Here is a 19,046-nt window from a genome sequence, read left to right on the forward strand (position 1 = left end):
CTGGTGCTGCATTACCAGATAGTGAAACCGCCATCGATCATCAGATCGGCGCCGGTAATCATGTCGCTGCCGTTGCTGGCGAAAAACAGCACGGCGGCGGCGATTTCGTCGGTGTAGGCGAAGCGGCCTAACGGGATCAGCTTTTTCATCTCTTCGCCCTTCTCGCCGCGCCAGGCTTTTTCGCCCATCGGCGTCAGCACCACGGTGGGCGACAGGGTATTCACGTTAATGCGGTGCGGTGCGAACTCTTTCGCCATCACTTTGGTCATGCCGAGCAGGCCCGCCTTCGCGGAGGTGTAGGCGACGTGATTGTCGATGGCGATTGAGGCCGCCTGCGAGGCGATATTGATGATTTTGCCCCCCTTGCCCGCCGCGACCATGCGTTTGCCCGCCGCCTGCGCGCAGAGAAACGGTCCGGTCAGGTTGACGGCGATCTGCTTCTGCCATTCGGCGAAATCGGTTTCCAGCACCGGCTGCAGCATCACGTAGCCGGCGCAGTTGACCAGGATATCGATCTGGCCGTAGTGCTGCGCCACCTCGTCGAACGCGCCCTCAACCGACGCCGGATCGGTGACGTCGCAGGTGACGAACTGCACCCTGTCGGCGTCGAAGCTGTCGCGCAGGCTGGCGACCTTTTCCGCTTCGAAAGGGGGATAGAGCAGCGCCAGACGCGCCCCTTTCGCCAGCAGCATTTCGTTGCTCGCCATAGCGATGCCCCCGAGCCCGCCGGTCACTACCGCCACTTTGCCGCCAAGATCCATCGCGCTGTCGACGCCGTAGCGCAGGTTTACGTCATATTCGCTGCTCATCTGTTCCTCACTTGTGTCGTTGCCGGCGGCCGCTCCAGTTAAAACGGATTTTTTCCGGTCTTACGGGATATTTGATTTTCGAACAAAAATATAAGCTATCGAATCGCAATGGTATGTGGGTGAGATCAAATTTCATACACCTCGTGAAAATTATTTTTATCCCTTTGTTTTCGCGTGATATAGCGTAAGCAGCGTAAAACGGGCATGGATAAAGGCGCTATGCGAACCCTGCGCTTTCAAAGGGATGCGGGCTTTTCATTTTCGTTCGAAAATAAATAGCGCACTGGGTCGCCTCGCATTCGCTAAAAGTGCGGGGTAAACTCAGCGTCAGGCATTAATTCGCCGGATATGACCGTGGTTGAGAAGAGGGAGCATTTCGATTGAAAAGCAAAAGTGAGCAGCTTGCCGATATGCAGCAGCGCCGCGAAAAGATTCTGGAGATGATCCGCGAAGACGGCACGGTGACGGTTAAGGCGCTGACGGAGGCGTTCGGCCTGACGGAGGCCACTATTCGTACCGACCTGAGAATGCTGCAAAAGCAGGGGTTTGTGCAGCGCTATCACGGCGGCGCGACCCTGATGACCGGCAAGCAGAATACCGGCGCGCTGCTGCTGGAGCGGCAGACCCATCTGGAGGAAAAAGAGGCGATCGGCCGACTGGCGGCGCAGCATATCGAAAACGGCGACACGGTGATTTTCGATTCGGGCACCACGACTACCGCCATCGCCGAGGCGATCGGCCATATTCGCCGCCTCTCGGTGGTGACCACGGCGGTGAATATCGCGCTCAAGCTGGGCGGCGAGCCGGGCATCAACATTCTGCTCACCGGCGGCACCTTTAAATTCCCGACCCTCTCCACCTCCGGCGAAAAGGCGGCGAGCTTTTTTGAAAACGTGCTGGCGCAGAAGCTGTTTCTCGCCACCGCCTGCATTTCGCCGCGCCTCGGTCTCAGCTTCCCCAGCGAAACCGACATCAAAGTGAAAATGGCGATGATCAACTCCGCCAGCACGGTCTACGTGGTGGCGGACTCCAGCAAAATCGACAAGGTGTCGATGTTCGCGCTGCCCTGCGACTGGAGCCATATCCACTATCTGATCACCGACGACGGCATTAGCGCGGCGCAGATCGCCGCCTTTGAGGCGCTCGGCGTTAACGTGCTGGTGGCGTCGCTGCCGCAGGCGCAGCGGCGCGCGGTCTAGGCCTGCGCGGCGGCGGCCTGCCGCGCCGCGGTGGCGTAGCGCACCACCTCGCCGACAATTAGCAGCGACGGCGAGACCGGCCGCTGCTGCGCTACCGTCTGCGCCAGCCCGGCCAGCGAGGTGATCAGCACCCGCTGGTCCGCGCGCGTGCCGTTCTCGACGATCGCCACCGGGGTATCGCCCGCGCGCCCCTGCTTCTGAAGCTGGGCGGCGATCGAGGCGCTCCAGCGCAGCCCCATATAGAACACCAGGGTTTCGTGCGGGTCGCCGCAGGCCCGCTCCGCCAGCTGCGGCTCGCCCAGCTTGCCGTGGCCGGTGATCAGCCGCAGCGACTGGGCGCAGTCGCGGTGCGTCAGCGGAATGTTGCTGGCGGCGGCGCAGCCCACGGCGGCGGTGATGCCCGGCACCACCTCGCAGCGCACCTGCGCCTGCTGCAGAAACGCCAGCTCTTCGCCGCCGCGTCCGAAGATAAAGGGATCGCCGCCCTTCAGCCGCACTACTTCGCGGCCGCCGCGCGCCAGATCCGCCAGCAGCTGGTTGATCTCGCCCTGTTTCATCCCGTGACGGCCGGGCTGTTTGCCGACGTCGATGCAGAGCGCCGAGCCCAGCACCTCCGCCATCACCGCCTCGCTCACCAGCCGGTCATAGACCACCACCTCCGCCTGATGCAGCAGCCGCAGCGCTTTCACCGTCAGCAGCTCGACGTCGCCCGGTCCCGCGCCGACCAGCCAGACGTGTCCCTGCCCGTCGCCGCTCGACAGCAGTTTATTCAGTGAATCGATAGCAAAGGTCATAGCGTTCTCCGTTACGCCGTGGCTGGCGTGAATAACAGTTGTTTCAGTTCAGGAATGCAGGAGCCGCAGTTGGTGCCGCACTTCAGCGCGGCGCCGAGCGCCGCAGGCGAGTCGCAGCCCTGCGCCATCGCCTGCCGGATCGCTGTTTCGCCGACGCCGAAACAGCTGCAGATGATGCGCCCGGCGTCGCTGCCCTGCGCGCTGCTGCCCGCCAGCAGCGCAAAGCGTCCGGCGGCGTCGGCGGGCGGCGCGCGAAAGGCCGCGGTGATGAATTCATGGTCGAGCGCAGGCAGCCGCGGCGCGGCGTAGAACGCCAGCTGCAGCTCGCCCTCGCGCCACGCCAGCAGCCGGTACTCTCCCGCAGCGCCCACCGCCTGCTGCAGCTGCATGTTCTGCGTCGCCAGCTGCGCCTGCGCCCAGTCGCGCGCGGCGCCGTCACCCGCCAGCGTCAGCCGCTGCGCGCCTGCCTGCGGCGCGCGCGCCCAGTAGCGCAGCCCGGAAGGCGCCTCGATATCGCGCTGCCACAGCCAGCCCTGCCAGCCGGTATGCAGCGGCTGGATACGCACCGCCGTCTGCTTCAGCGCCGGCTGGCCCGACGCGGGGCAGCAGCGCGCCGCTACCAGCGCATCGACATTGCTCTGCAGCGCGAACTGACGGTTCCAGTGCATCGGCGCAAACAGCTCGTTAAGACGCATACCGCTGTCGATTCGCACCCGCGCCGCCATCCAGCCGTGCGCCGACTGCACCCGCGCCAGATCGCCATCGGCGAGGCCCCAGCGCTGCGCCGTTGCGGGATGCAGCGCGATAAAGGGCTCGTCGATATGCTGCATCAGGCGCGGCACCGCGCCGGTGCGCGTCATGGTATGCCACTGGTCGCGAATACGTCCGCTGTTCATCAGCAGCGGATAGCCTTTGTCGCCCGCCGTCTCCAGCGGCGCGGCGCAGGGCAGCAGCCGCGCTTTGCCGTCGGTATGATAAAAGCGGCGATCGCCGAACAGTCGGGCACAGCCGTCAGGGAAGCGCGCGTTGACCGGCCACTGCACCGGTTTCAGCTGCTCCCAGGCGTCGTCGCTGAGCTGCGCCAGCCCGCTGATGTCGAAAGCGCGCTGGCCGTAGTTTTCAAAGCCGGAGAGCGCGGCGTGCTCGCGAAAAATCTCCGCCGGATGCTGCCAGCCGAAGGCGTCGCCAAAGCCGAGTCGCTGCGCCACCTGCGCCAGCAGCCACCAGTCGGGCTTCGCTTCACCGGGCGGCGGCACAAAGGCGCGCTGGCGCGAGATGCGCCGTTCGGAGTTGGTCACGGTGCCGTTTTTTTCGCCCCACCCGAGCGCAGGCAGCAGAATATCGGCAAACGCCGTGGTGTCGGTGTTCGCCATCACGTCGGAGACGATCACCAGCGGGCAGGCGGCCAGCGCCTGCGCCACGCGGTTGCCTTCCGGCATCGACGCCGCCGGATTGGTGCCGAGGATCCACACCGCCTTCACCTCGCCGCGCGCCACCGCCTCGAACAGCGCGACGGCGGTGAGGCCGGGCCGCCGCGCCACCGTCGGGCTGCGCCAGAAGCGCTGCAGCCGGTCGCATTCGGCATCGCTGAAGCCCATATGCGCCGCCAGCTGATTCGCCAGCCCGCCCACCTCGCGTCCGCCCATGGCATTAGGCTGTCCGGTCAGCGAAAAAGGCCCGCAGCCCGCGCGGCCCAGCTTGCCGCTCAGCAGATGGACGTTAACAATGGCGTTGTTATGGTCGCTGCCAGCGGCCGACTGGTTAATGCCCATACACCAGAGCGTGAGCACGCGATCGCTGGCGGTAAACAGCTGGTAGAACTGCGCCAGCAAGTCGCTATCCAGATCGCAGGCCGCCGCCGCACGCGCCAGCGTCCATGACTGCGCCGCCGCCAGCGTCTCCTCGACGCCGTTCAGGTGCGGCAGCATGCTACTGTCGATGGCGCGATGCTGCGCCAGCCAGTTGAGCAGACCGCTGAACAGCGCGCCGTCGCTGCACGGGCGCAGCGGCAGATGCAGATCCGCCAGGTCGGCGCTCGCGGTGCGGCGCGGATCGATCGTAACCACGCGCATCGCCGGGCGCTGCTGCTTCGCCTGCGCCAGCCGCTGATAGGCCACCGGATGGGTCCAGGCGGCGTTAGAGCCCACCAGCACCACCAGATCCGCCTCGGCGAAATCCTCATAGCAGCAGGGCACCGCGTCCGCGCCGAAGGCGCGCTTGTAGCCCACCACCGCCGAGGCCATGCAGAGACGCGAGTTGGTGTCGATATTGGCCGCGCCGAGATAGCCCTTCATCAGCTTGTTGGCGACGTAGTAATCCTCGGTGAGCAGCTGGCCGGAGGCGTAGATCGCCACCGCCTCCGGACCGTGCCGCTCAATAATGGCGCGCAGGCGCGCGGCGGCGCTCTCCAGCGCGTGCTCCAGCGCTACCGGCTCGCCGTCCACCCGCGCCCGCAGCAGTCGTCCGCTGGCGTGCAGGGTATCGCCCAGCGCCGCGCCTTTGACGCACAGGCGTCCAAGATTGGCCGGATGGCTGTCATCGCCGGCGACGGCGCCGTCGGCGCCTACGCTGACGCCGCAGCCGACGCCGCAGTAGGGACAGGTGCTCTTCATGAGGCTTCCGCCATCAGGTTGAGCGGCCGGTTCGCCACCCAGATGCGCCCCGCTTCCAGCTTCACCGGCCAGCAGCGCAGCTGGTGCTGCGGGTTGTCGAGACTCTGCCCGTCGCGCAGGCGCACGCGCTGCTTGTAGAGCGGCGAGATCACCACCGGCTCGCCCGCCACGTCGCCGAGGATGCCGCGCGACAGCACGCTGACCTCGCTGCCCGGCTCGCGATCCTCCAGCGCGTAGAGATCGTCGCCGAAGCGGAACAGCGCGATGCGCTCGCTGCCGAGACGCGCCCCGATGCCCGCCTGCGGCGGCACCGCCGCGAGATCGCACAGCGCGCTCCAGGGTTCGGCCGGCAGCTCGCGCAGCGCAATGCGCGTCGGCGTCGCGGGCTGACGCTGATCTCGCACCCGATCGTAACGCAGCGCCTCGTCCGTCCCCGCGCCGTTTACGGCGGGGGTAAAGAGCGCGCGCCGCGACGGATCCGCCAGCGTGGTTTGCCATTCGCACTGGTAGCTGTCGACGACGCGCTGCATCTCCGCCTCCAGCGTCGCCGCGATGCCGAGGCTGTCCTCCATCACCACCTGACGCAGATAGTCGAGCCCGCCGTCGAGATTATCCATCCAGACGCTGGTGCGCTGCAGTCGGTCGGCGGTGCGCACGTAGAACATCAGGATGCGGTCGACGTAGCGGATCAGCGTTTCGTCGTCGAGGTCGCTGGCGAAGAGATCGGCGTGGCGCGGCTTCATGCCGCCGTTGCCGCAGACGTAGAGGTTCCAGCCTTTCTCGGTGGCAATGACGCCGATATCTTTGCTCTGCGCTTCGGCGCACTCGCGGGTGCAGCCCGACACCGCCATCTTGATCTTGTGCGGCGCGCGCAGCCCTTTGTAGCGATGCTCCAGCGCGATGGCGAAGGCGGTCGAATCCTGCACGCCGTAGCGGCACCAGCTGGAGCCGACACAGGATTTCACCGTGCGCAGCGATTTGCCGTAGGCGTGGCCGGTCTCAAAGCCCGCCGCCAGCAGCGCTTCCCAGATAGCGGGCAGCTGATCCAGCCGCGCGCCGAAGAGATCGATACGCTGGCCGCCGGTGATTTTGGTGTAGAGATCGTAGCGCGCCGCCACTTCGCCGATGGCGATCAGCCCCTGCGGCGTGATCTCGCCGCCCGGCACGCGCGGCACCACGGAGTAGCTGCCGTCTTTCTGAATATTGGCGAAGTAGCGATCGTTGGTCTCCTGTAGCGGCAGATGCGCCGGCTTCAGCAGGTAGTCGTTCCAGCAGGAGGCGAGCAGCGACGCCGCCAGCGGCTTGCAGACTTCGCAGCCGTGGCCGCGCCCGTGCGCCGCCAGCAGCGCCTCCCAGCTTTTCAGCTCGCCGACGCGCATCAGGTGATAAAGCTCCTGCCGCGAGTACGCGAAATGTTCGCAGATATCCTTTTTCACCTCGACGCCGAGGGTCGCCAGCTGGTTCTCCATCACCTGTTTCACCAGCGCCGAACAGCCGCCGCAGCCGGTGGCGGCGCGGGTGCACTGCTTAATCGCCGCCATATCGCCGCAGCCCGCCTGCACCGCGGCGCAGATATCCCCCTTGCTGACGCTGTGGCAGGAGCAGACCTGCGCGCTGTCCGGCAGCGCCGCTATCCCAGGCGCCCGGCTCGGCGTCCCAGCCAGCGCGGGCAAAATCAGGCTCTCCGGCGCGGCGGGCAGCGCCATCTGGTTAAGCATCATCTGCAGCAGCGTGCTGTAGTCGGCGCTGTCCCCTACCAGCACGCCGCCCAGCAGGGTTTTGCCCTCGCCGCACACCACGATTTTCTTGTATATCCCTTTAGGCTCGTCGGTCCAGTAGTAGCTCTGGCTGCCCGGCGTGCGCCCGTGGGCGTCGCCGAACGAGGCGACCTCAACCCCCAGCAGCTTGAGTCTGGTGCTCATATCCGCGCCGGTAAACAGGCTCGTCTCGCCGGCGAGGTGTCCGGCCAGCGCGCGCGCCATCTGGTAGCCGGGCGCCACCAGGCCGAAAATCTGCCCGTTCCACAGCGCGCACTCGCCGATGGCGAACACCGCCTCGTCGCTGGTCTGGCACAGATCGTTGATGGCGATGCCGCCGCGCGGGCCGAGGGTTAATCCCGCCGCGCGCGCCAGCTCGTCGCGCGGGCGGATACCCACCGAAAAGAGCACCATGTCAACGTTGAGCGTCTCGCCGTCGGCGAACCGCAGCGTCAGGCTGTCGTCCGCCTCGCGCACGAGGCTTTCCGTCTGCTTCGCGGTGTGCACCTGCACGCCGAGCGCGTCGATTTTACGCCGCAGCATCTGTGCGCCGCCCTCGTCCAGCTGCACCGCCATCAGGCGCGGCGCGAATTCGACCACATGGGTCTCCAGCCCAAGCTGGCGCAGCGCGTTGGCCGCCTCCAGCCCCAGCAGGCCGCCGCCAATCACCACACCGCGCCGGCTGCGGCGCGCGCAGGCGGCGATGGCGTCGAGATCGTCCAGCGTGCGGTAGACGAAGCAGCGCGGGTCGTCGTGGCCGGGGATGGGCGGCACAAAGGGACGCGAGCCGGTGGCGAGCACCAGCCGGTCCCACGCCAGCTCGTCGCCGCGGCTGTCGCGCAGGCTGCGCTGCTGGCGATCGATCGCCACCACCCGGCAGTCGCTGCGCAATTCGATGCCGTGCGCCGCAAAAAAGTCCTCGCCGACCAGCGACAGATCGGCGGCGCTTTTGCCGTCGAACCAGGATGAGAGATGAACGCGGTCATAGGCGGGCAGCCGCTCTTCGCCGTAGACCACGATGTGATAGCGCTGGTGCAGCGCACGCGCCACCAGCTGTTCGAGGAAATGGTGGCTGACCATGCCGTGACCGACCACGGCTAATACCGGTTTACTCATCATCGGGCTTCCTGCAGCCTGCGGCTGCGTTTCGGGTGAAGTATCAAAAAGGGTGTGCAGCGCGGCGCTTTCGCCCGCCTGCAGTTTCGCCAGCAGCGGCGCGGCCTGGCGACAGTCGCCGTAAAGCAGCACGCCGCTCAACCGGCCGTCGCGCAGAAACAGACGGCGGTAGTCGCCGGCAATCGGATCGAAGCTGACGCAGCTCTCCGCCTCGCGGATATCACCAGCGCTAAACAGCGAAATGCCGCTGACCTTAAGGCGGGTGCCGTCGACCTGATGGCGAAAATCAGCAACCGGCTGCCCCGCCAGCTGCGCCGCCAGCACCTCCGCCTGCGCCAGACAGGGCGCTACCAGCCCGAAGGTCTCGCCGCCTATTTCACAGCACTCGCCGAGGGCGTAAACGCCGGGCAGCCCGCTGCGCAGCTGGCGATCAACGATGATGCCGCGATGACAGGGCACGCCCGCCGCCGCCGCGACGGCGATCTCCGGCTCGACGCCGATGGCGATCACCACCTGCGCGGCAGGCAGCGTGCGGCCGTCGGTGAGCAGCACGCCGCTTTCCGTCACCGCCGCCAGCCCGCCGTTAAGCTCGACGTGCAGGCCGCGCGACGTGAGCTGCGCGAGGAGCAGCGCGCCCGCCTGGGCGTCGAGCTGGCGATCCAGCAGCCAGCTTTTGTGGTGCAGCAGCGTGACTTCGCGCCCCTGGGCGCGCAGCGCGGCGGCGGCCTCGATGCCGAGAAAGCCGCCGCCCAGCACCACCACCGGCCCTGTTTCGGCCAGCAGCGCGTCGACGTCCGCTTTGCTGCGAAAGCCAAAGACCTGCGGCCGGTCGACGCCGGCTATCGCGGGCAGCCGCGGGCGCGATCCGGTCGCGAACACCAGCCGATCCCACGCCAGCACACGCCGATCGGTCTCAAGCCGCCGCGCCACGAGGTCGATCTTTAGCACCGTTTCGCCCGCCAGCAGCGTGACGCCGTGCTGCTGGTACCAGGCCTGGGTATGGATGAGCGTCTCCTCGAAGGGTCGCTCGCCCGCCAGCACCGGCGAGAGCAGCACCCGGTTGTAGTTGCCGTGCGGCTCGCGCCCGATCACGGTGATGGCGTAACGATTCGGCGCGAGGCGCAGCAGGCTCTCCACCATGCGCATCCCCGCCATGCCGTTGCCCACTACCAGCAGCCGTTGCGTCATAGGCGGCTCCTCAGGCTGCGGTCTGTTTTTCATACAGGAAGTGCAGGATCTGCTGACGCAGCTGGTGGTAACGCGCCTCATCCGCCAGCGCGACCCGCGAGCGCGGCCGGGCGAGATCGATGGTCAGGATTTCGCCCACCTTCGCCGCCGGGCCGTTGGTCATCATCAGCACCCGGTCGGAGAGCAGCACCGCCTCGTCGACGTCGTGGGTGATCAGCACGATGGTGGTGTTCAGCTCCTGCTGGATGCGCATGACGCTGTCCTGCAGGTGCGCGCGCGTCAGGGCGTCGAGCGCGCCGAACGGCTCGTCGAGCAGCAGCACGCGCGGCTTCATCGCCAGCGCGGCCGCAATGCCGACGCGCTGCTTCATGCCGCCGGAGATCTCGCCGGGGCGTTTGTGCATCGCATGGCTCATCTGCACCCGGTTCAGGTTGTGCTCAATCCACTCCGCCATCTCCGCGTTGCTCATGCGGCCTTTAAACACCTGCCGCACCGCCAGCTCAACGTTCTGCCAGGCGGTCAGCCAGGGCAGCAGCGAATGGTTCTGAAACACCACCGCGCGCTCCGGGCCGGGCCCGGCGATTTCGCGGTTGTCGCACAGCAGCACGCCGCTGCTCGGCGCGGTGAGTCCGGCGATCAGGTTGAGCAGCGTCGATTTGCCGCAGCCGGAGTGGCCGATCAGGCTTAAGGTCTCTCCTTCGTGAATGTCGAACGAGACGTTATCCAGGGCGAGAAAGTCGCCGCCCGCGGTGGTGAAACGCTGGCTGACCTGCTGAACGCGAATAATCGGTGACATAGCGGCTCCTTATTTATCCCAGCTAAAACGGCGGGCCAGCAGCATCAGGCCCTGCTCCAGCAACAGCCCCACCACGCCGATAATCAGAATGGCGATGAGGATGTTCTCGACGTTGAGGTTGTTCCACTCGTTCCAGATCCAGAAGCCGATGCCGAGGCCGCCGGTGAGCATTTCAGCGGCGACGATCACCAGCCAGGCGATGCCGATCGAGAGACGCACGCCGGTGAGCACCGCCGGCAGCACGGCGGGAAACAGAATGCGGCGCATCACCGTCCACTCCGACAGCTGCAGCACGCGCGCCACATTGAGATAGTCCTGCGGGATGCGCTGTACCCCTTCGGCGGTGTTGATCACCATCGGCCAGATCGAGCAGATAAAGATGGTCCAGCTGGAGGCGGGCTCGGCGCGCTGGAACAGCAGCAGGCCGATCGGCAGCCAGGCGAGCGGACTCACCGGACGCAGCAGCGCGATAATCGGGTTGAACATGCGCGCCACAAAGGTAAAGCGCCCGAGCAGAAAGCCGGCGGGGATACCCACCAGCGCCGCCAGGCCAAAGCCGACGGCGACGCGCTGCAGCGAGGCGAGCACGTTCCAGCCGATGCCCTGGTCGTTCGGCCCGGCGTTATAGAAGGGATCGGCAAACAGCGTCAGCGCCGCCTGCCAGGTGGCGTACGGCGTCGGGAAGCCGCTGCTCCACAGCGCGGCGATCTGCCACACCAGCAGCATCAGCAGCAGGCCGCACAGCGCCGGAATAAGCCGCTGCATCAGCGGCCGCAGGCGCGGCGGACGGACCGCGCTTTTCGGCTTCAGGTTAAGGGTGACGACGGTGCCGGGTTCGACGGCGGCTGGGGCGCCGATCTGCGCAACTTTTTTCATCTCTGCCTCTCTTAGCGTTTCAGGGCGAAGCCGGCTGCGTAAGCGGCAGGATCGCTGCCGTCCCACACTTTGCCGTCCATCAGGGTGCTGCTGCGCAGTTCGCCTGGCGGCAGCGCGACGTTGCCGACGGCGCTCGCCGCCTGTTTGTAAATGTCGATGCGGTTGATCTGCCGCGCCACCGCCAGATAGTCGGGATCGACGCTGAGCATGCCCCAGCGCTTCATCTGCGTCAGAAACCACATACCGTCGGAGAGCCAGGGAAAGCTCACCGCGCCGTCGCCAAAGAAGCGCATGGCGTGCGCGTCCTGCCAGCTTTTGCCGAGGCCGTTCTGGTACTGGCCGAGCATGCGCCCCTCCAGCGTCTCGACTTTGGTGTTGATCCAGGCGCGCTGCGCCAGTACGGCGGCGGTTTCGCGTCGGTTGTCGTCGGAAGCGTCGATCCAGCGCGCTGCCTCGAGCACCGCCGCGGTCAGCGCGCGGGCGCTGTTAGGGTTGCTTTTCACCCACGCGGCGCGGGTGGCGAGGATCTTTTCGGGATGATCCGGCCAGATCTGCTGCGAGGTGGCGGCGGTGAAGCCGATGTCGTCGCTGATGGCGCGCTGGTTCCACGGCTCGCCGACGCAGAAGCCGCTCATATTGCCGATCTTCATGTTCATCACCATCTGCGGCGGCGGCACCACCAGCGTGCGAACGTCGTCGAAGGGATGAATGCCCACGCTGGCGAGCCAGTAGTAGAGCCACATGGCGTGGGTGCTGGTGGGAAAGGTATGGGCGAAGCTGAAGGCGCCTTTCGGCTGCGCCGCCACCGCCTGCTTCAGGCTGGCAGCGTCGGTCACGCCCAGCGCCTTAAGCTGGCTGGAGAGCGTAATCGCCTGGCCGTTGTTGTTGAGCGTCATCAGGTTGGCCATGTCGTGCTGCGGCCCCGCCACGCCCAGCTGCAGCCCGTAGATCATGCCGTAGAGCGCGTGGGCGGCGTCCAGCTCGCCGGAGGTAAGCTTGTCGCGCACCGCCGCCCAGCTCGCCTCTTTGCTCGGCTGCAGCGTCAGGCCGTACTTTTTATCGAAGCCCTTCACCGCCGCCATCACCACCGGCGCGCAGTCGGTGAGCGGGATAAAGCCGACGCGCAGGCTCGCCTTCTCCGGCGCGTCGGAACCGGCGGCCCAGACGGCGTTGCGCAGCCCCGGCAGCAGATATGCGCCGCCAGCGGCGGCGCCGGCGAGTAACAACTTGCGCCGTGAGGCGGAAAAAGAGGAGTGGCTCATCGCTCGCTTCCTGAAAAAAGAGAATAAAAAAAGGCGTCCGACCGACATGCCTGCGCATGCGGATGGACGCCTTTATCCAAAGCACTGTTTCGCCGCCGTTGGCGAAAGAAGTGCGAATTCCCTGAAAGTACAGCAAGGAGCGTGCCAGGTCAGGAAACCCGCGCCGGCGCGGCTTTTTGCGCGGTGAAACGGGTCGGATGCACTTTGCTAACGCAGCCTGCGCACAGCGGTTGTGCATCTACCTCTGGAGAGGTAGCCGCGCTGCGCCTCTTACTGCGTCGCGGGCGGCTGCGCCATCGCGGCCACCGCCAGCACCGCCTGAGCGATGTCGATAACGCGTTTATTCTGGTTCATGGCGCTTTTGCGCAGTGCCTGCCACGCCGCCTGTTCGCCGTAGCCGTGCTGCTGCATTAGCCAGGCCTTCGCCTGATCGATTACCCGCCGCTCTTCTAAGGTAGCGCGCATGGTCGCCAGCTCATCCGCCTGACGCTGCAGACGCTGCGCCTGCTCGCGCACCAGCGACAGAACCGAGCGGCCAAGCTGATGCGCCAGGCCGTCGCTGTGCAGCCGGGTCTGCTCTTCCGGCAGCCAGTCGGCGCCGGCGATATAGAGGCTGAAGCTCTGATCCGCCGCCAGTACGGGCTGCGCGGCTTCGCTCTGCGCCGCCTGAATCGCCTGACGGCAGCGCGTCATCAGCGTAACGGTAAGGTGATCCTCCAGCATTTTCATCTGATCGATGCGGGCACTAAGCAGCGAGAACCAGCGTAGCGTGCCCGACTCCTCCGCCTGCCCGAGCGTGCAGGCGATGCGCCGCAGTCGCTCCACTTCCCGGCTGGCGGACGCCAGAGGACGCCAGCGGGCCAGCGCGTCGGCGTCGGCAAACTGGCTGAAGGTGGCGAAACTCTGCTCCTGCGCCGCGATCAGCGCCACCATGCGCTGACGCTGCTCTTCGCTGAAGCGGCCAGCGGCGAAACCTGCCGATCCGGTAGCGCGCTCCTGTCCCGCCAGCTCTTTGCCCTGCATAAAGCTGAACAGCGCAATCAGCGCGCGGGAAATATCGGGATGGCTGGCGGTATCCGCCGCCTCGAACACCAGGTTCAGCAGGGTGCGGATCACCTGGTTGAACGCCTGCATCGACTGCGCCTGATCGCGCTCGCCCGCCAGCATCTGCGCGCGCAGGCCAGGCAGCGCCGCCAGCGCCTGCAGCGCGGCGGCAATCAGATTGCAGAAGCGGCTGTCGCCGGGATGGGCGGCGGCGGGCGGCAGCGCCCGGGTAAAGCGTCGGATCGCCGCGCTCACCTCGTCCTCGCGCGCCAGACGCTCCTGGGCAAACAGCCGCCCCTGCGAGCAGATCCAGATATTGCTGGCGCCGCGCTCGCGCTGAAGCTGATGGATCAGCTCGCTCAGCGCCGCAATCAGCTGGCCGGTGTGCAGCAGCCGTTGCAGGCTGGCGATGTCGCTGTCGCGCGATGCCTGGAGGTATGCCAGCGCGTCGGTCATGGGGATCACCTTTTGATCAGAGTCGCCTTATTTGGGCAAAACAAAGCAAAAGCCATGCCGGTTTATAGAAAAAGTGCGATCGCTCTCACCCGGATATTCTGAAAAGAGCGGCCGTTGAAGCGCCGGAAAGGTCATCACAGAGAGCTAAAGCAATTAAAAAAATTTAATAATTTCCTATTCCCGGTGGCCCATGACAAAATAGCGTGCTTCATAATTCATCACGTTACGTCATTCATTTGTAAATTTCGCTTAACTGAACTACCCAGCGACCTTTTTCGGCATCTTTGCGCGCCGCGCGCCAGGCTGGCTAGCATGGCTTTAGCAACAGCGCAATGGTTTGAATTCTCAAAAGTCTTAGGTAGACTGGATGCAGTACTATCCTGATGTAATTTGTCTGTTTTTTTAGCTGATGCTGTGAAGGCATGATGCAGGTTGCGGGTCGTCATCAGCGTGACGATGGCGACGTATTATGCAGTTACTCTGATGAAATCGAGGAACATGGTGAAAAAGAGTCTTGCGTTAATGCTGCTGGCGACATTGACCCTGGCGGGCTGTAAAGCGCCGCCGCCGTCTGTCACCGATGACACGCTGGTCACCAGCGAAGTCAATGGCGTTAAGTTAGTGCATCGTCATGCGGTCGCCGCGCCTGCCGAATTTACCCCGGTTAATGAAACCTGGCGCGCCCTCTATGCGGCGTCGGTGATGACCACGCCCGACTACGGCGGCAAAGTGGTGCGTTATCTTGAAACCGGCAAGCCGTTCGAAGTGCTGGGCAGCGTCGAAAACCACTGGCTGGCGATCGCCGACCAGGCTGACGGCCCGCTGATCGGCTATGTTCCGCTGAAAGCGGGCGTGGAGAGCAGCCGCTACGACGCTACGCTGCGGAGCGATCGCCCGCGGCCGCGCGGAAAAAACAAGCAGGTCTGTGTCGACGTCGGCGGCGCCAGCAAAGCGTGCCGCACCAACGATACCGCGACCTGGATCTTAGACTGATAATGAAATCCGGCGCATATTGCCAGTTTGTCATCCCTGAGCTCGCCACTCAGGGATCTGTTCTTGTCTGGAAGAATCCCCGTTAATGACTCAGGAATCGCAGGCCGCAGAGGCGAACGCCTCGGGCAACGATAATCTTTTACTGCAGGCTGCGGCGCCGCTGCTGAACGCCGTGGTGCAGCTTCGCCAGGCGGTGACGCACGACGATCCCGCCGGCCTGCGTCAGTCGCTGATTGATGAAATCCGCCAGTTCGAGCAGCGCTGCAAGCAGGCGGGACTGCCGTTCGAGATGATTATCGGCGCGCGCTACTGCCTGTGCAGCGCGCTGGACGAGGCCGCGGCGCAAACCCCATGGGGCACGCGTGGCGTCTGGTCCGGCAACGGCATGCTGGTTACCTTTCACAACGAAAGCTGGGGCGGCGAAAAATTTTTCCAGCTGCTGTCGCGCATTTCGCAGAGCCCGACTCAGCACCTCTGGCTGCTGGAGGTGGTGCACTACTGCCTGCTGCTCGGCTACGAAGGCCGCTATCGCGGCAGCGACAGCGGACGCGTGCAGTGCGACGCCATTCGCAAGCGTCTCGCGAAGCTGATCGAGGAGACGCGTCAGCCGCAAAGCGAGAGCGCCAGGCCGCTGGTCGAGGTGCATCCGCTGGTCAGCAGCATCTCGCGCCCGATGATCCCGCTCTGGGCCTGCGCTACCGTCGCCGCGCTGCTCGCCTGCCTGCTTTACAGCGCGCTGAACTGGCGGCTCGGCAACGACGCCGAACCGCTGCTGCGCGCCATTTATCAGACGCCGCTGCCGCAGATCACCGTCGGGCGCCGTCCCTCTTCACCGCAGGCGCTGCTCGATCTACGCCAGCGCCTTAACGACGTTATCGCCGCCGGCCAGCTTGAAGTCAGCGACGGCGCGTTCGGCAGCAAGGTGATTATTCCCGCCGACAAGCTGTTCGCCGAACAGGGCACCGCCATCAATCCGGTCGGACGCGCCTTGCTGGCGCGCGTCGCCACGGCGATGAAGAACGTCAAAGGCACGGTGCTGGTGTCGGTCTTTACCGACAATCGCCCGGTGGACAATAGCCGCTTCGCCTCTAGCTATGAATTCTCGTTCGCCCGCGCCCGCGCCGTGACCCAGCTGCTGCAGTCGCAGCTTGCCGACGGCCATGCGATCCGCTCGGAAGGACGCGGCGACAGCGACCCCCTGCTGCCTAACGACAGCAACGAAAACCGCACTCGCAACCGCCGCGTCGAAATTACGCTGTTCGCCGCGCCGGAAACGCTCAGTAATCATCAGGGAACCCAGTAATGCGCGCATCCTTACGCCCTGCTCTCACCCATCGCCTGCTGTGGAGCTTTATCGGCGTGACGGCGCTGAGCTGTCTCGTCTGGATCCTCGGCCCGTTCTGGAGCTGGGGAGAGACCCGCCCGCTCGAGCAGGCGCTGCCGCGCCAGCTGACCGTTGGCCTGCTTTTTTTCATCTGGATTTTGTTTCAGTTTATTCCTTCGCTCTATCGCGCCTGGTTCAACAGCAAGCTGCTCAATAACCTGCAGCAGGCGGGCGCGGAGGATCTCTCCGATCGCCAGGCGACCGAGGAGCTGCTCACCCAGCGCTTCAGCGAGGCGGTGATGCAGCTAAAACGCATGCCCCTTAGCCGCAAAAGCAACAGCCGCTGGCTGGCGCGCATGCAGTCGAGCTATCTCTATCAGCTGCCGTGGTATCTGGTGATCGGCGCGCCCGGCGCGGGCAAAACCACCGCGCTGCTCAACGCCGGGCTCGACTTTCCCCTGACCGACAGCGTCAGCAAGACCGCGATTCGCGGCGTAGGCGGCACCCGCCACTGCGACTGGTGGTTTGCCGACCAGGCGGTGCTGATCGACACCGCCGGACGCTATACCCTGCAGGAGAGCCAGCGCGCGCGCGACGCCGGCGAGTGGCACAGCTTTATCAATTTGCTGAAGCGCTACCGCACGCGCCAGCCGATTAACGGCGTGATCATGACCCTCAGCGTGGCGGATCTGCTGAGCGAATCGGCCGAGGCGCGCTATGCCCAGGCGAGCGCCATGCGCAACCGCCTGAGCGAGCTGCATCAGCAGACCGGCATCCACTTTCCGGTCTACGTTATGGTGACCAAAACCGATCTGCTGAAAGGCTTTATGGGCTATTTCGGCGCGCTGGAGAAGCGCCAGCGCGACGCCATCTGGGGCTTTACCTTTCCCTGGGAGCCGGGCAAGCCGCATAAAGATGACTGGCACCGCAGCTTTCATCAGCAGTTTCACCGACTGGAACAGCAGCTTCAGCAGCAGCTCAGCCACAAGATGGCGCAGGAGCGCGATCTCGGCCAGCGCGCCGACTGTTTCCTCTTTCCGCAGGAGTTCGCCTCGCTGCGCCCGCTGCTGAGCGAGTATCTCGACGTGGTTTTCTCTGACCAGCAGGAGTCGATCGCCTGGAGCGCCCGCGGGCTCTTTTTTACCAGCGGCACTCAGGAAGGTCTGCCCTTCGACCGTATTATGGGCGAGCTAAGCCGCAAGCTGCAGCTGCCGCAGGCGGGCGGTCAGACCATCGCCGCCTGGGACAGCGTCAACCGCAACAGCCCGATCCCCGGCAATAAGGGCCAGAGCTTTTTTATCCGCGATCTGCTCAGCGACCTGGTGTTCCGCGAAAGCGGCCTTGCCGGCAGCAACCGCCACTGGGAGCACCGCAACCAGCTGTTCCACTGGATTGGCTACGGCGTGCTGGCGGGCGCGCTAACCATCGCCTCGGGACTCTGGCTGATCAGCTTTTTCCAGAACCAGCGCTACCTCAGCCAGGTGGCGGAGCGCGTGCCGGTTATCGCCACCCAGAGCCAGCAGGTGATCCATCAGCCGGCGGATAATATTTTTGATCTGCTTCCCTTTTTAAACAACCTGGTGAAACTGCCGCTCTCTGACCACTTTTCACTGGATAATCCGCCGGTTACCATGCGCGCCGGGCTTTATCGCGGCACCCAGGTGAGCGATGCCGCCTGGGCGCTTTATCAAAATGCGCTAAAGTCTTTGCTATTACCGCGCGTCGCGCAGCAGATCACTAACCTGCTGCGAAACGACAAGGGCGACGACAATGAGTACAGCCGTAATGCGCTGCGCGCCTATCAGATGCTTTATCAGCCGCGCAACTACGACGGCGAATTTTTACGCGCCTGGCTGATGCAGAATTTGCAGCGCTCGCTGCCTGAGAACGTCAGCGCGCGCGACCTGCAGCAGCTCGACTGGCACCTCAGTCAGCTGCTGGATCAGCAGATTCAGTCTTCGCCCTATGCGCGCGACAACGCGCTGATGATGCGCAAGCTGGCGGAAAATCTTAAAAATGCGGGTCGTGAAGGCAGCGCGCTGGCCGTGACGCCGGCGGCGGACGCGCAGCGATTGACCGCGCATAGCGAGTAATGATGAGGTGAGTATGGCTGCGATCGTCGCCCCCGGCTGGTACGGGAAGCTCCCCTCAACCGGCGATTTCCTTCGTCACCGGTTGAGCGAGAAACATATCGCGCCCTGGACCCACTGGTTTCAGCAGGGGCTGATGCACTGGCACAGCCAGGAGCAGGCGGCCACCAGCTGGTTTTTACAGGCGCCGGTATGGAACTTCGTTCTGCCGATCACGCCGGGCGTGCAGCAGGTGCAGATGGGCTGCCTGATGCCCTCGTGCGATCGCGTGGGCCGCGCCTGGCCGCTGCTGGCGCTGCGCACCTTTCCGCTCAGCCAGTGGCATCCGGCGCAGCTCGCGATTTCCGGCGACTGGTTTCAGGACTTAGGCGCCACGCTCTATCAGGCGGTGCAGGTGCAGATCGCTCCGGCCCAGCTGGAGCAGCAGATGCAGGCGCTGCCGCCGCTGCTGGTGCCGGAGAAGCAGCGTTCCGACATTATGGACGTTATCGGCTTTAGCGACCTGCCCTGCACCCTGAGCTGGCGCGAGGTGGCGGACCGCTTCGATCCCCAGCAGCATATCAGCTACTGGTGGACCAACCGCTGCGACGGCTTCGCCCATGCGACCCACAAGCACAGCGGCAACCTGACGGCGCAACTGTTTTTATTACTTTTTAACCCGGCGGCAGGTACTCAGCCGGGACGTAACGGCCTCTATCCGCCAATGTTCGAATAACGGCCTTGCGTTTGC

13 protein-coding genes are annotated in these 19,046 nt (G+C 65.0%); 5 read left to right on the plus strand and 8 right to left on the minus strand.

Annotated elements, in window-relative coordinates:
- Window positions 1-11: 11 nt before the first annotated feature.
- Window positions 12-809: a GolD/DthD family dehydrogenase gene (locus JS46_RS02645; RefSeq protein WP_033747608.1), complete on the minus strand. Its 798-nt coding sequence runs from the start codon at window positions 807-809 to the stop codon at window positions 12-14.
- Between the two features lie 380 nt (window positions 810-1,189).
- Here JS46_RS02645 and JS46_RS02650 point away from each other — a divergent pair, with 380 nt between their 5' ends.
- Complete coding sequence (locus JS46_RS02650) at window positions 1,190-2,008, plus strand: DeoR/GlpR family DNA-binding transcription regulator (RefSeq protein ID WP_033747611.1); 819 nt, start codon at window positions 1,190-1,192, stop codon at window positions 2,006-2,008.
- On the opposite strand, the gene cobA is transcribed toward JS46_RS02650, so the two are convergent.
- The 7 genes from cobA to JS46_RS02685 all read right to left on the minus strand — a co-directional run bounded on the left by cobA (window position 2,005) and on the right by JS46_RS02685 (window position 13,909).
- Window positions 2,005-2,802 (minus strand): uroporphyrinogen-III C-methyltransferase, encoded by a 798-nt coding sequence (gene cobA / locus JS46_RS02655; RefSeq protein WP_051905548.1) that lies wholly within the window; start codon window positions 2,800-2,802, stop codon window positions 2,005-2,007. The two genes, JS46_RS02650 and cobA, sit on opposite strands and share 4 nt — an antisense overlap.
- An 11-nt stretch (window positions 2,803-2,813) precedes the next feature.
- Window positions 2,814-5,414, minus strand: coding sequence for a nitrate reductase (locus tag JS46_RS02660; protein ID WP_033747614.1), 2,601 nt, complete (start codon window positions 5,412-5,414; stop codon window positions 2,814-2,816).
- Complete coding sequence (gene nirB / locus JS46_RS02665; protein ID WP_081876028.1) at window positions 5,411-9,475, minus strand: nitrite reductase large subunit NirB; 4,065 nt, start codon at window positions 9,473-9,475, stop codon at window positions 5,411-5,413. The genes JS46_RS02660 and nirB overlap by 4 nt, the downstream gene beginning before the upstream one ends.
- Window positions 9,476-9,485: 10 nt before the next feature.
- The gene (locus tag JS46_RS02670; RefSeq protein ID WP_033747617.1) at window positions 9,486-10,271 is read right to left on the minus strand and encodes an ABC transporter ATP-binding protein; all 786 of its coding nucleotides are present in this window, start codon (window positions 10,269-10,271) and stop codon (window positions 9,486-9,488) included.
- A gap of 9 nt (window positions 10,272-10,280) precedes the next feature.
- Window positions 10,281-11,147, minus strand: a complete 867-nt coding sequence (gene ntrB, locus JS46_RS02675) for a nitrate ABC transporter permease (protein WP_033747618.1) — start codon at window positions 11,145-11,147, stop codon at window positions 10,281-10,283.
- Between the two features lie 11 nt (window positions 11,148-11,158).
- Window positions 11,159-12,409, minus strand: a complete 1,251-nt coding sequence (locus tag JS46_RS02680) for a CmpA/NrtA family ABC transporter substrate-binding protein (RefSeq protein ID WP_033747619.1) — start codon at window positions 12,407-12,409, stop codon at window positions 11,159-11,161.
- Between the two features lie 270 nt (window positions 12,410-12,679).
- Window positions 12,680-13,909: a nitrate regulatory protein gene (locus tag JS46_RS02685; protein WP_033747621.1), complete on the minus strand. Its 1,230-nt coding sequence runs from the start codon at window positions 13,907-13,909 to the stop codon at window positions 12,680-12,682.
- Window positions 13,910-14,407: 498 nt separating this feature from the next.
- Here JS46_RS02685 and JS46_RS02690 point away from each other — a divergent pair, with 498 nt between their 5' ends.
- The 4 genes from JS46_RS02690 (at window position 14,408) to tagF (ending at window position 19,031) form a co-directional block, all read left to right on the plus strand.
- On the plus strand, window positions 14,408-14,902 hold the full coding sequence (locus JS46_RS02690; protein WP_179944743.1) for an SH3 domain-containing protein: 495 nt from the start codon (window positions 14,408-14,410) through the stop codon (window positions 14,900-14,902).
- An 85-nt stretch (window positions 14,903-14,987) separates the two neighbouring features.
- Entirely contained in the window at window positions 14,988-16,205 is a 1,218-nt protein-coding gene (gene icmH, locus JS46_RS02695) for a type IVB secretion system protein IcmH/DotU (protein WP_033747623.1), read from the plus strand.
- Window positions 16,205-18,319, plus strand: a complete 2,115-nt coding sequence (gene tssM / locus JS46_RS02700; protein ID WP_033747626.1) for a type VI secretion system membrane subunit TssM — start codon at window positions 16,205-16,207, stop codon at window positions 18,317-18,319. Before icmH ends, tssM begins: the two co-directional genes overlap by 1 nt.
- A gap of 13 nt (window positions 18,320-18,332) precedes the next feature.
- Complete coding sequence (gene tagF / locus JS46_RS02705) at window positions 18,333-19,031, plus strand: type VI secretion system-associated protein TagF (RefSeq protein ID WP_033747628.1); 699 nt, start codon at window positions 18,333-18,335, stop codon at window positions 19,029-19,031.
- Window positions 19,032-19,046: the final 15 nt, after the last annotated feature.

It is taken from the genome of Pantoea sp. NGS-ED-1003 (assembly GCF_000738765.1).
GTDB classification, from domain to species: domain Bacteria; phylum Pseudomonadota; class Gammaproteobacteria; order Enterobacterales; family Enterobacteriaceae; genus Pantoea; species Pantoea septica.

Coding starts and splice junctions, on each gene's coding strand:
- JS46_RS02645 (WP_033747608.1), bottom strand. CDS start 809: ATGAGCAGCGAATATGACGTAAACCTGCGCTACGGCGTCGACAGCGCG.
- cobA (WP_051905548.1), bottom strand. CDS start 2,802: ATGACCTTTGCTATCGATTCACTGAATAAACTGCTGTCGAGCGGCGAC.
- JS46_RS02660 (WP_033747614.1), bottom strand. CDS start 5,414: ATGAAGAGCACCTGTCCCTACTGCGGCGTCGGCTGCGGCGTCAGCGTA.
- nirB (WP_081876028.1), bottom strand. CDS start 9,475: ATGACGCAACGGCTGCTGGTAGTGGGCAACGGCATGGCGGGGATGCGC.
- JS46_RS02670 (WP_033747617.1), bottom strand. CDS start 10,271: ATGTCACCGATTATTCGCGTTCAGCAGGTCAGCCAGCGTTTCACCACC.
- ntrB (WP_033747618.1), bottom strand. CDS start 11,147: ATGAAAAAAGTTGCGCAGATCGGCGCCCCAGCCGCCGTCGAACCCGGC.
- JS46_RS02680 (WP_033747619.1), bottom strand. CDS start 12,409: ATGAGCCACTCCTCTTTTTCCGCCTCACGGCGCAAGTTGTTACTCGCC.
- JS46_RS02685 (WP_033747621.1), bottom strand. CDS start 13,909: ATGACCGACGCGCTGGCATACCTCCAGGCATCGCGCGACAGCGACATC.
- JS46_RS02690 (WP_179944743.1), top strand. CDS start 14,408: ATGGTGAAAAAGAGTCTTGCGTTAATGCTGCTGGCGACATTGACCCTG.
- icmH (WP_033747623.1), top strand. CDS start 14,988: ATGACTCAGGAATCGCAGGCCGCAGAGGCGAACGCCTCGGGCAACGAT.
- tssM (WP_033747626.1), top strand. CDS start 16,205: ATGCGCGCATCCTTACGCCCTGCTCTCACCCATCGCCTGCTGTGGAGC.
- tagF (WP_033747628.1), top strand. CDS start 18,333: ATGGCTGCGATCGTCGCCCCCGGCTGGTACGGGAAGCTCCCCTCAACC.